Genomic DNA, 14,540 nt, shown 5'->3' on the forward strand with positions numbered 1-14,540 from the left:
TCAGAAGATCCCGAAATACTCGGCATGTTCCCATTCCGAGACGGTGGCGAGGTACCGCTTCCACTCCGCCCGTTTCAGCACCGACATGTAATCGACGAAGTCCGCGCCCAGCGTGCGGCGGTAGAGATCGCCCGCCTCGAAGGCCTCGATCGCGGCGATGAGGCTGGGCGGCAGGGCGGTGGCGTCGTTGTCATAGGGCGTCTCGACCGGATCGGGGGCGGTCATGGTGGCGTCCAGCCCCGCCAGCCCCGACAGCACCTGCGAGGCAAAGTAGAAATAGGGGTTCGCGGCGGGCTCGGCCACGCGGTTCTCGACCCGGCTGGCGGGATCGCCGGGAGCCATCAGCGCGCGCACCATGGCGCCGCGATTGTCATAGCCCCATTCGATCCGGTCGGGGGCCAGCTGGAACGGCTGGTAGCGCTTGTAGCCGTTGACCGTGGGCGTGGTCAGCAGGCAGCTTTCGGTGGCATGGGCCAGAAGGCCCGCGATCCAGGCGCTGGCCTCGGGGGTCAGCGCGCCCTCGGTCTCGGGCACAAAGAGGTTCCGGCCCGTCCCATCGACCAGTGATTGGTGCAGGTGCCAGCCGCTCGAGGCGCTGCCGGGCGCCTTGGGACGGCACATGAAGGTGGCGTGCATCCCTTCGCGGGCGCAGACCTCCTTAACCATGGTGCGGAACATGATCATGTTGTCGGCATGGGTCAGGGCATCGGCAGGCTCGAAGGTGAATTCGAACTGGCTGGGCCCCATCTCGACCTCGGTCGAGCGGACGGGCAGGTCCAGCGCCTCGGCGTGGCGGCGCAGCATGTCCATCACCGGCTCGAGCCGGTCGTAATTGGCCTCGGACAGGTACTGGTACCCCTGGTCGAGCAGCGCGGTCGCGGGCGGCGTGCCGGGCATGCCGGCGTCGCTATGCTCCAGCCCGGCGGCGGTGCGGGCGAAGACGTGGAATTCGACCTCGAGCCCCACGGTCAGCGTCAGGCCCTTTTCAGCCAGCGCCTCGACCGCGCGGCGCAGCACCGGGCGCGGGGCAAAGGGCAGCGCTCTGCCGTCGCGGGCGAAAGGATCGCACATCAGCCAGGCCGAATGCGGCGCCCAGGGCAGCGCGCGGAACGTACTCGGATCGGGCACGAGCAGCATGTCCCCTGCCCCGGCCATGGTCGCCATGACGCCGGGCGACTGGCCGTCCCAGATCGGGAACACCGTGCGGTTCGAGGTGTCCTTGAGCAGCAGCGTGCCCGGCAGGTTCAGCCCCGAGCGGAAGATCGACGCAAGGCTGCGCGCCGTGACCGTCTTGCCGCGCAAGAGCCCGTGCTGGTCGGCAAAGACCACGCGCACCGTTTCGAGATCGCCCGCCTCGACCCGTTCCACCAGGTCGGCGGCCTGCGCCACGGCCTCGGCCGACAGCAGGCCTTGGCGCGCGAGGCGCCCCTCTGCGATCCGGTCGTTTATGGATGAACTCATGCCAAGGGCCTTTCGTCTTGTCAGGTCCGGCCAGCAAGGGGCCGGGGAATTTGCGTCAAAGCCGCCCGGTGAGCAGCAGCGAGATGGCCGGGAAGGCCAGCAGGATGCCCAGCCGAATGACATCCGTTACCACGAAGGGCACAACCCCCGCCATGATGGTCGTCAGCGGCGTGCCCCGAGAGGCGCTTTTGACCATGAAGAGGTTCATGCCCACGGGCGGGGTGATCATGCCGAGTTCCACCGTGACGACGGCGATCACGCCGAACCAGATCGGGTCGAACCCGTTGGCGAGGATCACCGGGAAAAAGATCGGCACCGTCAGCAGGATCATCGCCAGGCTCTCCATGAAGCAGCCGAGGATCACGTAGAAGACGAGGATCGCCAGCAGCACCTGCCAGGGGCCGAAGCCGCTGCCGTTCAGGAAATCGACCAGGGCGGTCGACAGTTGCGAGGTCGACAGGACAAAGCCGAAGACCTCGGCCCCGATCAGGATCAGGAAGATCGACCCGCAGGTGACGATGGTCTCGGTAAAGGCGGCGACCAGCTCGGCGCTTGGCACCCGGCGCCAGAGGGCAAAAACCAGCGCCAGCGCGGCGCCAACCCCGCCCGCCTCGGTCGGGGTGAAAAAGTTGCCGTAAAGCCCACCCATGACGAGGCCGAAAAGCAGGATGGCGGGGGCGAAAAGGCGCAGGGTCTCGAAGCGGCCGGCAGGTTCCACCTCGGCCACCGGCGCGAGGGTGGCATCGGGCGGCCAGATGCGCGCCATCAGCAGGATGGTGATCGTGTAGAGGACAAAGGCCAGCACACCCGGCAGGATCCCGGCAAGGAACATCGTGCCCACCGATTGTTCGGTGATGAGCGCGTAGAGCATCAGCGCGATCGACGGCGGAATGAGGATGCCCAGCGTCCCGCCAGCGGCGAGCGATCCGGTGGCAAGACGCGGATCGTAGCCATGCGCCTGCATCTCGGGATACGCCACCCGCGTCATGGTCGAGGCGGTCGCCAGCGACGACCCCGACACGGTCGAGAAGATTGCCGAGGCGGTCATCCCCGCCGCCGCCAACCCGCCCGACCAGCCCCGTGTCAGCCGCAACGCGCCGCGAAACAGGTCCGCCGCGATGCCCGAGCGCGAGACGAGGTTGCCCATCAACAGGAACAGCGGGATCAGGGTGAAGGAATAGCTGGTGATCGTCTCGAATGTGGCGGTCTTCAGCACGCCAAGCGCGGGCGCCAAGCCGATGATGGCCGAGAAGCCCACGAAGCCCACGGTGATCATGGCCAGCCCGATGGGCGCGCCCAGCATCAGGATCACGAACATCGCCGCGATCGAGGCGTAACCGATCATGAGCGGGGTCATGCGATCTCTCCCTGTGCGCCTTGGTTGGTCAGGGCCTCGCGCAGGGCGACCACGGCGAGGGCGAGGCTTTGCAGCGCGTAGAGCCCGTAGATCAGGAACATCGGCAGGCGCAGATCCTGCGTGGCCTCTCCGCGACGGTAGGTGGCCAGCATGTCCTCGGTGAACAGCCAGCCCAGCACCAGCGCCAGCGCCACCAGCCCCGCGAACCAGAAGCGCGCGACCAGCGTGCGGGCCAGCTCCGGCAGGCGCGCGACAAGGAAATCGACCAGGATCATGCCCTGCGACATCGACGCCGCCAGTCCGGCCAGCGCGACGATGCCGAGGATGTAGGACACCTGCTCGATCGCGCCGGGGATCATCAGGTTCACCCCCGTATCGGTCAGGTCAAAGACGATGCGCGCCGCGACGTTCAGGCCGACCACGCCGACCATGTACAAAAGGCCGAGCGCGCCGAGGATCAGGCTGCCTGCCTCCATCACCCCGGCGATCCGGCGGATCAGAACTGTCATCATGGTCGGGTCCATTGGTCTGTTCATGCAAGACGGGCCGCGCGGATGGCGGCCCGTCCGGGGATCAACGCAAGGCTCAGTTCAGCTGCGCCTGGCATTCGGTGACGTAGCCCTGCACGGCGGCATAGGTCTCGGTCCCCGGCAGGCCCATGCCGTCGAGCTCGGCGATATAGGCGGCGCGGGCGGATTCGGCGGCCGCGTCCCACTTGGCGCGTTCCTCGGGGCTCAGCTCGATCACGGTCGAGGTCTCGCGCAGCCCCTCCAGCACCTTGGCGCCCGCCTCGTCATAGCCACGGCCCGCGGTCACGGCCCAGACCATGCCGGAATTGGCGTCCACGGCGGCCTTCGCCTCGGGCGACAGCCCCTCGTACTTGGCCTTGTTCATCGTGGTGACGAAGGCCAGCGCGTAGAAGCCGAAGACGGTGTGGTATTCGGTCAGCTCGTCCAGGCGGAAGCTTTCGACGCTTTCCCAAGGCAGCATGTAGCCGTCGATGGCCCCGCGCTGCAGCGCCTCGTAGGTGTTAGGGGCGGGCATGCCGACAGGTTCAGCGCCGAGTTCTTCCAGCAGGTTGCCGACGACCTGAGTCGGGCGGCGCAGTTTCAGCCCCTTCATGTCGTCGAGGTCATTGACCGGCTTGGAGCCGGTGTGCAGATGCCCCGCGTCATGGGTGTGCACGAACAGAACATGCGTGTCCGCGTACTCCGCATCCAGCGCGCCGGAATCGTAGAGCATCTGGAAGGCGCAGGAGCCCACGGCGCCCGTGTCGAACAGGCCCGGCAGCTCGACGATCTGGCTGAGGGGGAAGCGGCCGGCGGTGTAGCCCGGCACCGTCCAGGCGATGTCGGCGATGCCCATGACCGCGTTGTCATAGCCCGCGACCGCCTTGCCCAGCGTCTGCGACGGGTAGATCTGCACGTCGAGATCGGTGCCCGCGGCCTCTTCGACCGCCGTGGCCCAGTCTTCAAAGATGGTCTGGTTCTGCCAGCTGGTCGCCGACATGAAATGCGCATAGCGCAGCGTTTCTGCCTGGGCTGCGCCGGTGGCAAGCGCAAGAACCAGGGCAGAGGTGGCAAGGGGTCGGAACATGGGGACGGGACTCCGCTGTTGGCGGCGAAAGGCGGTGGAGGAGCACCGACCAGTCGCTCAGGTTTCATTATGATCGATAATATACCGCATGGTAAATACATGTTCCGAGAGTCAAGACAGGTAACGCTTGCCGCAGGGGCTTTTCACCGGCATTACAACCACCAAGACAGGTGCCTGCCGGATTAATGGGCGCCGCAGGAGGAGCGCAACGTGCAGCCGGACATCCCGACCAAGGACATTTCCCTGACCTTCATGAAGGGCATGTCGGTGCTGCGGGCCTTTGACGACGCGCACAGCCACCTGACCCTGGCCGAGATCGCGCGCCTGACGGGGATCGAACGCGCGGCGGTGCGGCGGCTGGTGCTGACGCTGGTGCACCTCGGCTATGTCCACAAGGACGAGAACCGCTATTCGCTGACCCCGCGCGTGCTGGTGCTGGGCAGCGGGTTCTTGCGCGGCAACCAGTTCGGTCGCCGGGTGCAGCCGCTGATGGAGCTTTGCGCGCGCGAGCTGGGCTACAGCGTCGGGCTGACCATGCGCGACGGCAATGCGGCGGTCTACGTGGCGCAATCGACGCAACAGAACGCGCGCTACACCTTCGGCTTCACGGTCGGCAGCCGCTTGCCGCTGCTGGCGACCGCCATCGGGCGCATGCTGCTGGCCTGGGGCGACGACGCCTGGGCCGAGGAGATGATCGCCACCCTGCCGGTCGAGCGCTTTACCCCCGAGACGCTGACCGACCGTACCCTTATCGCCGACGCGGTCCGGCGCATCCGCGACACGGGCGTGTCCATCGTCGAGGGCGAGTTCGAGGCCGGCGCGGTCGGCATCGCCGTGCCCATCGGCGCGCTCGGCCGGGCCGAGGCGGCGCTGGGGCTCTCGGAACCGATGACTGTCGTGCCACCGTCAGAGTATCCGCGCCTCACCGGCATCCTGCAACGCCACGTCCCCGAGATCGCGGCCGCCCTGCGTTAACCTTCGGGGTCGCGGTCCGACCCCACCGGCCCCGCGTCCCGCGCCATCTCGAGGAAGGCCGCCGCCGCCGGCGACAGGTCATGACGCGCGCGGGCGTAGGACAGGAACCGCCGCCGGCTGGCCGGCCCTTCCAGCGGCAGGAAGCGCACCCCGAAGGCGTCTGCAAAAAGGCTCGCATAGGCAGGCGCGACGGTCACGTAAGTCCCCCGCCCGATCATCGCCATGGCGCTCATCAGCCCCAGCACGCGCATGTCCTGCGGCCGCGCGCTTTCGGGCGATCCCAGTAGGACGCGGTGCAGCATGGCGGTGTATTCGTCCGAGTAGTTGATCCACTGCATCTGCCGCAGATCGCGCGCCGAATGGGCCTGGCCGACCTCGGCCGCCGCGCTGGCCGGGACCACCAATTGCATCGGCACGGTCCAGAGGAAATCGGCCGAGACCCCGCTGGCGATGGGGCGTTCGGGGCCGATCCCGATCTCGACCTCTCCCTGCGCCACCGCATCCGTCACCGTGTCGCCCGCCGCCTCGAGCACGCTGACCTGCACCTCCGGGTAGGCGGCACGAAACCGGGTCAGCACATCGGGCAGCCAGCAGGTACCCAGCAGCTGCGGCACCGCGATCCGCAACTGCCCGCGCTGGAGCGACCGCAGGTCGGCCGCCGCATCCGCGATATTGTCCACGTCCGCCAGTACGCGCGCCGCCGTGGGCCGGATCGAGGCGCCGAACTCGGTCAGCGTCGCCCCCCGGCCCGACCGGACGAAAAGCGGAAGGCGCAGATCCTCCTCCATCTGCCGCACCAGCATGCTGACCGCCGATTGGGTCAGGTTCATGCGCTCGGCGGCGCCGGTGAAACTTTCGGCCTCGGCCACGGCGAGGAAGGCGCGCAGCTGGCGCAGGGACAGGGGCATAAGGTTTCCTGATGGATTTGCAAAATCATTTTGTTTGTATTGTGGATTCTTCACAACAACAATCGGGGCAAGACCAGCGAACAGGAAAGAACGACCCATATGCGGATCGGGATCATCGGAACCGGCATCGTCGGTGTCGCCACCGCCGGGTGGCTGCAACGGGACGGGCACGAGGTCGTCTTCCTCGACCCGCGCGAGGCCGGCGAGGCCTGTTCGTTTGGCAATGCCGGGTCGATCTCGCCCAGTGCCGTCCTGCCCGTGGCGATGCCGGGGATGTGGAAGAGGGTGCCGAAATGGCTGCTTGATCCCGATGGTCCGCTGGTGATCCGCAGCCATTACCTGCCCGTGGTGCTGCCCTGGCTCATGCGGTTCCTGCGCCATTCGTCGGAGGCCGAGGTGACGCGGATCGCGTCGGCTATGCGCGGGCTGCTGGCCCCGGTCTTCGACGCCTACACGCCGCTGTTGCAACGCGCCGGCGCCATGTCGATGGTGCGCCGCAACGGCTGTCTTTACGTCTACTCCACCCGCGAGATGGCGCAGAAATGGTCCTGGGGCGCCAACCTGCGCCGCGGCCTCGGGGTCGAGATGCAGGAGCTGGACGCCGAGGCGCTGTTCGAGCTGGAGCCCGACCTGCGCGGGTCCTTCGGCTTCGGGCAATACGCGCCCGACAACGGCTCGACCCCCGACCCCTCGGCGCTGGTCAAGGCGCTCTATGACCAGGCGGTCACTGACGGCGCGTCGCATCTGCGCGAAGAGGTGGCCGGGTTCGACATCACCGGCGGCAGCGTCCGCGCGGTGCGGCTTGCCTCGGGCGAGGCGGTGGAGCTGGACGCCGTGGTGATCGCCGCCGGCGCCTGGTCGGCGCGGCTGAGCGGCCAGCTGGGCGCGAAGGTGCCGCTGGAAAGCCAGCGCGGCTATCATGTGACGGTCGAGGGGCCGGGCATCCACCTCAATCGCAACGTGATGGCGGTCGAGCAGAACATCATGGTCAACCCGATGGCCATGGGCCTGCGCCTGGCCGGCACGGTGGAACTGGCGGGGCTGAAAGCTGCGCCGAACTATGGCCGGGCCGACTCGCTCCTGCGCGTGGGCCAGGAGATGTTCCCCAGCATGCGCACCGAGCGTCATACCAAGTGGATGGGTCACCGCCCTTGCATGCCCGATTCCATGCCCGTGATCGGCGCGGCGCCGAAGGTCGACAACGCCTGGCTGGGGTTCGGCCATGGCCACGTCGGCATGTGCGGCGGCGCCACCACGGGGCGCGAGATCGCCAACCTGGTCGCGGGCCGCGCGCCCGAGATCGACCTTGCGCCCTTTGCCCCGACCCGCTTCAAACAAGGGCTCTTCGCATGAGCCCCGCCCATAACCAGAAGAGGCCCGCCAAACGGGCCGCCCCCAACCCGACAGAGACGAGGTAACATCATGTTCAGACGTTCTTTCCTGGCCGCCAGCGCGGCCGCCCTTGCCGCTGCACTGGCCAGCCCCCTGGCCGCGCAAAGCTACCCCGAGGGGCCGATCACCATCGTCGTCCCCTTCCCGCCGGGCGGCTCGACCGACCTGCTGGCGCGCAAGCTGGGCGAATCGATCTCGGCCCAGCTCGGCCAGCCCGTGGTGGTCGAGAACCGCGGCGGCGCCGGCGGCACGGTCGGCGCCAACTACGTCGCCAAGTCCGATGCCGATGGCTACACGCTGCTGATGGGCGTCACCGGCTCGAACGCCATCTCGGCCGCGCTGCGTGACGACCTGCCCTACAACCCGGTCACCGATTTCGACCCGGTCAGCATCGTCATCTCGTCGCCGCTGGCGCTGGTGGTGAATGCCGAAAGCGACTTCACCTCGGTCCAGGACGTGCTCGACTACGCCGCCGCTAATCCCGAGACCTTCACCCATGGCACGCCGGGCGTCGGCACCTCGATGCACATGGCGGGCGAGCTCTTCGGCCTCGAATCCGAGACCAAGCTGCTGCACGTCCCCTACACCGGCAGCGCCGCGGCCCTGCAGGACCTGCTGGGCGGACGGATCGACGCCATGTTCGGCGATATCCTCGTGACCTCGGAATACATCGCCTCGGGCCGGCTGAAGGCGCTGGGCGTGACCGGCACGCAGGAACACTTCCTGCTCGAGGGCGTGCCGACCATCGCCGAGGCGGGCCTTGACGGCTACGCGGCCTTCTCCTGGCAGGGCCTCTTCGCCCCCGCCGGCACCCCGCCCGAGGCGCTGGACGCGCTGTACGGCGCCGTCTCCGAGGCGCTGGGCGGCGAAGAGATGCAGGCCATCTTCCGCGAACGCGGCTTCCTGGTCGAAGGCATGACGCCGACCGACTCGAAGGCCTTCATCGCCAGCGAGGTCGAGAAATGGACCGAAGTGGTGAATGCGGCCGGCCTCAAGCAGTGATAGCATGACCGGGGCGGCGCCTGCCCGCCGCCCCCAAGACCCCGTTCAGGACGCATCCCTTGGCCCGATCCCCCGCGACTTCGCTGCTGCCCGGCATCACGATCATCCTTGCCGGCGCGGCCATCGGCGCAGGCGCGCTGACCTACCCGCTTGGGTCGGTCTTTCGCCCCGGGCCGGGGTTCTTTCCCCTCGGCCTCGCGGGCCTTCTGATGGCCACCGGCCTGGGCGTCGTGATCGAGGCGCGGGGCAGCGATGCCGCGCCGCCCGAGCCCTTTGCCTGGGGCGCGCTGGCAGGGGTCGTGCTGAGCATCCTCGCCTTCGGCCTCACGGTCGAACATATCGGCTACATCCCCGCCACGTTGCTCCTTTTTGCCATCTGCGCGGTGTTCGAGCGCTTCCGTGACTGGAAGCGGCTGGCGCTGACGGCGGCGATCATCTCGGCCCTCGGCACGGCCGTGTTCCTCTGGGGCCTGGGCCTTCCGCTCGCGGCCTTCGGAGGCGCGTGATGGACCTACTCGCGGGCTTCCAGACCGGCCTTGCCACGGCGCTGACCTGGCATACGCTGATGTATTGCTTCATCGGTGTCACGATCGGCACCTTCGTCGGCGTGCTGCCGGGGATCGGCGCGCTGGCCGCGATCTCGCTGGCACTGCCGCTGACCTATTACCTCGACCCTACGGACGCGCTGATCATGCTCGCCGGCATATTCTACGGCGCACAATACGGCGGCTCGACCGCGTCGATCCTGCTGAACCTGCCGGGCACCGCGACCGCCGCCATCACCTGCCTCGACGGCTACCCGATGGCGCAGCAGGGCAAGGCACCGTTGGCCATATTTGTCACCGCGATCAACAGCTTCGTCGGCTCGTCAATCGCTATCATCCTGGTCATGGGCTTCGCCCCGGCCATCGCGGAATTCGCGCTGGAATTCGGCGCGCCCGAGTATTTCTCGGTCATGCTGCTGGGCCTTGTCGCGGCCTCGACCCTGACCATCGGCTCGCCCTTCAAGGCGCTGTCCATGGTGGTCTTCGGCCTGCTGCTGGGCATGGTCGGCACGGATGTGAACACCGGCCAGTTCCGCTATACCTTTGGTCTTTTCGAGCTGGCGGACGGGTTCAGCATCGTCGCCGTGGCCATGGGCCTTTTCGGCGTGGCCGAGATCATCTCGAACATCGGGCAGCCGCAATCGGTGATCCGGGACGTGGGCCGCATCCGCATGGCCGACATGCTGCCGACCCGGGCGGAATGGCGGCAGATCGTGCGCCCCACCCTGCGCGGCGCCGGCATCGGGTCCTTCGTCGGTGCGCTGCCGGGGACCGGGCCGGGCATCGCCTCGCTCATGGCTTACGCGACCGAGAAACGGATTTCGAAGACGCCCGAACGTTTCGGCCACGGCGCGCTGGAAGGGATCTCTGCCCCCGAGGCCGCAAACAACGCCAGCGTGCAATCGGCCTTCATCCCCATGCTCAGCCTCGGCATTCCGGGCGACGCGGTGGTGGCGGTGCTGATGGGCGCGATGATCCTGCACGGGATCACCCCGGGGCCCAACCTCATCAATTCCGAGCCGCAGATGTTCTGGGGCCTGATCATGAGCTTCTGGATCGGCAACCTGATGCTGCTGGTGCTGAACATCCCGCTGATCGGTATGTGGGTCAAGCTGCTGAGCCTGCCTTACAACTTGCTCTACCCCGCGATCCTGGTCTTTGTCTGCGTCGGGGTCTATTCGGCCGACAACAACGTCTTCGATATCTTCGTGGTGCTGGGCTTCGGCGTGCTGGGCACGCTGATGCGGCGCTATGGCTTCCCGGCGACGCCGGTGCTGCTGGGCTTCATCCTCGGGCCCTTGCTCGAGGAACATTTCCGGCGCGCCATGCTCTTGTCGCGCGGGGATGCGACGGTGTTCTTCACCAACCCGATCAGCGCGGTGTTCATGGGACTGAGCGTCCTGTTCCTGGCCTCGGTCTTCCTGCCCGGCCTGCGGGCGCGTCTGCTGCGCCAGAAACCCGGCGCCGTGGCCGAGGATTAGGGCGCCCCAAAGCCGGCCCCGCCCGAACTTTCCACCACCACCCGGTCGCCTTTGTTCAGCGTGATGGCCGAGCGCGCGGTCAGCTCTTCGCGCGCGCCATCCGCCCGCAGGACCGTGACGGCCGAGCCCTTCGGCGCGCCGCCGCCATGGGCGCCCTGCGCCACGCGGGCGAACCGTTCGCCTCGGATCGAGGCGGCGATGCCATCGGCCAGCGCCTCGTATGTCCGCCGCACCCCGTCGCCGCCCTTGAACCGCCCGGACCCGCCCGAGCCGCGCCGCACTTCGGCCGACACCAGCCGCATGGGCACCGACGCCTCGAGCGCCTCGGCCGAGATGTTCATGGCGTTGCCCACGTCGGTCGAGATCGCGGGCGCACCGTCCGCGTCAGGCCCGCCGCCCGCACCGCCGGCGACGATCTCGGTCGACAGGAAGCGCTGGCCAGTGGCGTCGGTGCCGGAAAAGGCGATGACAAAGGACATGCCCGAGTTCGGCGCCGGCATCCGCGCGCCATCGGCCTGGGACAGGGCCTGCAAGAGGGCCGAGGTGATGCAGCGCACCATGTTCATCCGCGCATTGACAGCGGCCGGGGGCGATGCGTTGACCACGCTCGCTTCGGGCAGGCGCAGCTCGAGGCAGCGCAGCACGCCGCCGTTGCGCAAGGCGTCGTCGTCCAGCAGGGTCAGCAACCCGTAGAAGCTGGCTGAAAGGGGCCCGGAGCGGACGCAGTTCACTGGTGCGGCCACCTGGCGTGAGGAGCCGTGGAAGTCGGCGATCATGCCGCCGTCCTGGAACTTTACCGCGACCTCGGCCGCGCAGGGGCCAAGCCCCGGTACAGGGTCGAGCGCATCGGCGCCATGGAACGGGCCAGCGGGCAGGCCCGCAAGCCGCGCGCGGGTCTCGGCCTCGGCCCTGGCGAGCATGGCGTTGCAGGCGGACACGAACCCGGCGGCGCCCCGCTCGTCCGCCAGCCGGGCCACGCCCGAGGCGGCGCGGAACCCCGCCGCCAGCTGCGTCTCTAGATCCCCGGTCACCACGTCCGGCACCCGCGACGACGCCCGGATCAGCCGCAGGATCGCCGGATCGAAGGCGCCGTCCCGCCCCGCAAGGATCGGCGGCAGGCGCAGCCCCTCGTGGAAGATCTCGGTCGCATCGGGCGGGACCGATCCCGCGCGGGTGCTGCCGATGTCCTGGTGGTGCAAGAGGCTGGCCGACAGGGCGACCAGCGTGTCGCCGGCAAAGATCGGCTGCACAACCGCGATGTCGGGCAGGTGCGTGCCGCCGGAAAAGGGGTCGTTGGTGAGGTAGATGTCGCCCGGCTGCATCCCCTCTGCCGGGTAGGCCTCGAGGATCGCACCGACCGAACCGGGCAGCGCGCCCAGCAACAGCGGGATCGCCTCGGCCAGAGCCAGGACCTCTCCGGCCGACGAGAAGAGCGCGCAGGAGGCATCTGCCCCCTCGCGCACCACCGGCGAGACGGCGCAGCGCAGCAAGGTCTGCTGCATGGTCTCGGCCAGCCCGTCTAGCCGCAGTTGCAGGATCTTCAGATCATCGCTCATAAGGTGACCTTCGTCAGGACATGTGCGGCCGTGTCTTCGGCGATGCGCCAGCCATCGGGCAGATGGATCGCACCGGCCTCGGTCGCGACGAGGCCCAGCGCGTCGCGCTTCGGCGCATCGCGTCTGGCCAGTGGCGGCAGGGCCGTCCGCGCGTCCCGGTGCGCCCGGATGGCAAAGAGGTGCCCGGGCCCGGGCGGTGCCACGCCGAACTGGTCGGCATAGGCGCGGCTCAGTGCGGCGCGAACCTCGGCCACCGTACCGGGACGTGCGGTCAGGGCCAGCTGCACCGGATGCATCTGCGCGCGGGCCGAGAGGGTGAGGGTCAAGACCTGCGCCCAGCCGACCTCGGCGTCGAGCCGGTCGAGCTGGTCAGCCAGGGCGGCATCGGTCAGGTCATCCAGCGCGCGATCGACGCGGGCTGTCGCCTCGGTCCGGCGCGGCGCCATGGCCAGCCCCATCGCCCCGGCAACGGCGGGGGCACGGGGCACGGTGACCGCGCCCAGCCCCATCGCCGTCGCGATCTCGGTCGCGATCAGCGGGCCGGTCCCGCCCATGACGTACAGCCCTGTGCGGGCCGGGTCCACGTTGCGCCGCGTGGCAAAGCGGATCAGTGCCATCGCCAGCTGCGCGGCGGCGGCGGACACGATCTGCTGCGCCTCGGCCCGGGCCAGAGACATAGGCCCCGGCAGGCGGCCCAGCGCGGTGAGCGCGTCGTCGAGGGTCGGCGCATCGGCCTCCCCGTCGAAGGTCACGGCGCCGGCTTCGACCCGCACCCGGCGGGCGCCGCCCAGCGGCACGCTGACCATGTCGACCATCGGGGCGCGTATGTCGACACCGGCATAGCGGCCGTAATCGACAGCCACCGGGTCGCCGCCCCGGACCAGCGCGATGTCGGCGCTTTGCGAGCCGATGTCGATGACCAGGGCGTCCTGCGTCCCACCCACGGCCGCCGCCCCGGCCCGCGCCGCGGCGGCAGGGGCGCCGGTCAGCAGCACCGCGCGCTGGCGGGCAAAGCTACCCTCAGGGACCAGCACGCCGCGACCTTCGCCGAGCAGCAGGTCTCCGGCAAAGCCATCGGGCAGGCCCGCGCGGAAGGCGGCAAGATCCGCCGTCGCCCGCGCCGCGACCCAGGCGTCAAGCGCGGCGGAAACCGTGCGGTCGTATTCCCGCGGCGCCGGGTCGACGACGTGCGAGAGGCTGATGGCAAGCCCGGGAAAGGCCGCCCGCAGCCGCTCGGCCAGGGCCAGCTCGTGTGCCGGCGCGAGATGCGAGAACAGCAGGCACACCGCCACGGCCGGGTTGCCCCGCGCGCGAATGGCGGCGATGGCGGCGTCGATGTCGCCCGCGTCCAGCGGCGTGACCTCGGCGCCCGAGGCATCGTTCCGGCCGCCGATCTCGTGGATGTCGTCCGGCTCCACGAGGAACGACGGCGCGGGTGAGCGTGCAACGGGATCGTAGAGCGAGACTCGGTTCTGCCGCCCCAGCCGCAGCGTGTCGGCAAAGCCGCGCGTGGTCAGCAGCGCGACGCCCGCCCCGGCCCGGTCCAGCAGCGCGTTCAGCGGCGCGGTGGTGACCATCCGAACAGTCTCAAGCGCCGGCCCCGCGAGGCCCAGCGCCGCCACGCCCTGCCGGGTCACCGCGGCGATATCCGGCCCGGTCGGCACCTTGCAACTGCACAGGCCCTGCCCGTCCCAGGCGACGAAATCGGCAAAGCTGGCGCCGAAATCGACGGCGAGATGCGTGCTCATGCGGCGGGCCAGTCGATCAGCACCGGGGCGGGCAGCGCGGCGAATTCGGTGTCGCCCTGCCCGTCCGGCGTCTTGAACATCAGCGAGGTGAATGTCGCCGTGCTGTCCAGCGCGACGACGCCGTGGTGCCAGACGCCGGGGTCATAGGTCACGACCTCTTCCGGGCCGGCGACGAAGGCCTCGACCTGGCCGTCCGGGCCATCGGGCCAGACGGCGACAAGCCAGCGGGTGGCCCGCATCGGGCTGAACATCTGCGTCGAAAGCGGATGCCGTTCGACCTGCTGCGCCGAAAGCCGGGGCGCCGTCGCCGCGACCTCGTAGAAATCGAGCGCCAGCCGGGGTGCCCCTGCCGCATGTTCGAAGCCGGCCGGGCTCTTGCTGAGCCGCACCTGGCCGTCCCGGATCGCCTTGACCGCGCCCGCGCCCGGCCGCGCGACCGAGCCGTAGGGCGCGAAATCCTCGGCCGTCAGCGGACGGGCCTGCACGACAAGGGGGGCTGATGGGGGCAAGGGGCTCTCC

At 69.1% G+C, this 14,540-nt stretch carries 13 protein-coding genes; 5 read left to right on the forward strand and 8 right to left on the reverse strand.

All coding sequences use genetic code 11. From position 1 onward, the window contains the following. From MF270_RS04620 to MF270_RS04635, 4 genes are all read right to left on the reverse strand, one after another. Complete coding sequence (locus MF270_RS04620; RefSeq protein WP_238364677.1) at window positions 1–1,461, reverse strand: glutamine synthetase family protein; 1,461 nt, start codon at window positions 1,459–1,461, stop codon at window positions 1–3. A 55-nt stretch (window positions 1,462–1,516) separates the two neighbouring features. Further along, on the reverse strand, window positions 1,517–2,818 hold the full coding sequence (locus MF270_RS04625; RefSeq protein WP_238364678.1) for a TRAP transporter large permease: 1,302 nt from the start codon (window positions 2,816–2,818) through the stop codon (window positions 1,517–1,519). Continuing rightward, entirely contained in the window at window positions 2,815–3,330 is a 516-nt protein-coding gene (locus tag MF270_RS04630; RefSeq protein ID WP_238364679.1) for a TRAP transporter small permease, read from the reverse strand. The genes MF270_RS04625 and MF270_RS04630 overlap by 4 nt, the downstream gene beginning before the upstream one ends. A 73-nt stretch (window positions 3,331–3,403) precedes the next feature. Next, the gene (locus MF270_RS04635) at window positions 3,404–4,414 is read right to left on the reverse strand and encodes a TRAP transporter substrate-binding protein (RefSeq protein WP_238364680.1); all 1,011 of its coding nucleotides are present in this window, start codon (window positions 4,412–4,414) and stop codon (window positions 3,404–3,406) included. 210 nt (window positions 4,415–4,624) lie between these two features. Here MF270_RS04635 and MF270_RS04640 point away from each other — a divergent pair, with 210 nt between their 5' ends. Next, window positions 4,625–5,389 carry an IclR family transcriptional regulator gene (locus MF270_RS04640; protein WP_238364681.1) on the forward strand — a complete coding sequence of 255 codons (765 nt, stop codon included), beginning with the start codon at window positions 4,625–4,627 and terminating at the stop codon, window positions 5,387–5,389. On the opposite strand, the gene MF270_RS04645 is transcribed toward MF270_RS04640, so the two are convergent. Further along, window positions 5,386–6,297, reverse strand: a complete 912-nt coding sequence (locus MF270_RS04645) for a LysR family transcriptional regulator (RefSeq protein WP_238364682.1) — start codon at window positions 6,295–6,297, stop codon at window positions 5,386–5,388. The genes MF270_RS04640 and MF270_RS04645 overlap by 4 nt on opposite strands. A gap of 99 nt (window positions 6,298–6,396) precedes the next feature. Here MF270_RS04645 and MF270_RS04650 point away from each other — a divergent pair, with 99 nt between their 5' ends. From MF270_RS04650 to MF270_RS04665, 4 genes are all read left to right on the forward strand, one after another. Continuing rightward, complete coding sequence (locus MF270_RS04650; RefSeq protein ID WP_238364683.1) at window positions 6,397–7,650, forward strand: NAD(P)/FAD-dependent oxidoreductase; 1,254 nt, start codon at window positions 6,397–6,399, stop codon at window positions 7,648–7,650. 69 nt (window positions 7,651–7,719) lie between these two features. Further along, on the forward strand, window positions 7,720–8,691 hold the full coding sequence (locus MF270_RS04655) for a Bug family tripartite tricarboxylate transporter substrate binding protein (RefSeq protein WP_238364684.1): 972 nt from the start codon (window positions 7,720–7,722) through the stop codon (window positions 8,689–8,691). A gap of 59 nt (window positions 8,692–8,750) precedes the next feature. Continuing rightward, window positions 8,751–9,197, forward strand: a complete 447-nt coding sequence (locus MF270_RS04660; RefSeq protein ID WP_238364685.1) for a tripartite tricarboxylate transporter TctB family protein — start codon at window positions 8,751–8,753, stop codon at window positions 9,195–9,197. After that, window positions 9,197–10,717, forward strand: coding sequence for a tripartite tricarboxylate transporter permease (locus tag MF270_RS04665; protein WP_238364686.1), 1,521 nt, complete (start codon window positions 9,197–9,199; stop codon window positions 10,715–10,717). The genes MF270_RS04660 and MF270_RS04665 overlap by 1 nt, the downstream gene beginning before the upstream one ends. Here MF270_RS04665 and MF270_RS04670 read toward each other — a convergent pair. From MF270_RS04670 to MF270_RS04680, 3 genes are read right to left on the reverse strand one after another with little or no spacing between them, the layout of a single operon-like run. Then, window positions 10,714–12,273, reverse strand: a complete 1,560-nt coding sequence (locus tag MF270_RS04670; RefSeq protein WP_238364687.1) for a hydantoinase B/oxoprolinase family protein — start codon at window positions 12,271–12,273, stop codon at window positions 10,714–10,716. The genes MF270_RS04665 and MF270_RS04670 overlap by 4 nt on opposite strands. Next, complete coding sequence (locus MF270_RS04675) at window positions 12,270–14,021, reverse strand: hydantoinase/oxoprolinase N-terminal domain-containing protein (protein WP_238364688.1); 1,752 nt, start codon at window positions 14,019–14,021, stop codon at window positions 12,270–12,272. Before MF270_RS04675 ends, MF270_RS04670 begins: the two co-directional genes overlap by 4 nt. Then, on the reverse strand, window positions 14,018–14,530 hold the full coding sequence (locus MF270_RS04680) for an ureidoglycolate lyase (protein ID WP_238364689.1): 513 nt from the start codon (window positions 14,528–14,530) through the stop codon (window positions 14,018–14,020). Before MF270_RS04680 ends, MF270_RS04675 begins: the two co-directional genes overlap by 4 nt. Window positions 14,531–14,540: the final 10 nt, after the last annotated feature.

The organism is Mesobacterium pallidum, from assembly GCF_019966535.1.
Classification (GTDB): Bacteria; Pseudomonadota; Alphaproteobacteria; order Rhodobacterales; family Rhodobacteraceae; genus Mesobacterium; species Mesobacterium pallidum.

What these genes read in the sequence shown, in the direction of transcription:
- MF270_RS04670 (WP_238364687.1), bottom strand. Translation starts at nt 12,273, where the DNA reads ATGAGCGATGATCTGAAGATCCTGCAACTGCGGCTAGACGGGCTGGCC.
- MF270_RS04665 (WP_238364686.1), top strand. Translation starts at nt 9,197, where the DNA reads ATGGACCTACTCGCGGGCTTCCAGACCGGCCTTGCCACGGCGCTGACC.
- MF270_RS04650 (WP_238364683.1), top strand. Translation starts at nt 6,397, where the DNA reads ATGCGGATCGGGATCATCGGAACCGGCATCGTCGGTGTCGCCACCGCC.
- MF270_RS04675 (WP_238364688.1), bottom strand. Translation starts at nt 14,021, where the DNA reads ATGAGCACGCATCTCGCCGTCGATTTCGGCGCCAGCTTTGCCGATTTC.
- MF270_RS04625 (WP_238364678.1), bottom strand. Translation starts at nt 2,818, where the DNA reads ATGACCCCGCTCATGATCGGTTACGCCTCGATCGCGGCGATGTTCGTG.
- MF270_RS04630 (WP_238364679.1), bottom strand. Translation starts at nt 3,330, where the DNA reads ATGATGACAGTTCTGATCCGCCGGATCGCCGGGGTGATGGAGGCAGGC.
- MF270_RS04645 (WP_238364682.1), bottom strand. Translation starts at nt 6,297, where the DNA reads ATGCCCCTGTCCCTGCGCCAGCTGCGCGCCTTCCTCGCCGTGGCCGAG.
- MF270_RS04635 (WP_238364680.1), bottom strand. Translation starts at nt 4,414, where the DNA reads ATGTTCCGACCCCTTGCCACCTCTGCCCTGGTTCTTGCGCTTGCCACC.
- MF270_RS04655 (WP_238364684.1), top strand. Translation starts at nt 7,720, where the DNA reads ATGTTCAGACGTTCTTTCCTGGCCGCCAGCGCGGCCGCCCTTGCCGCT.
- MF270_RS04620 (WP_238364677.1), bottom strand. Translation starts at nt 1,461, where the DNA reads ATGAGTTCATCCATAAACGACCGGATCGCAGAGGGGCGCCTCGCGCGC.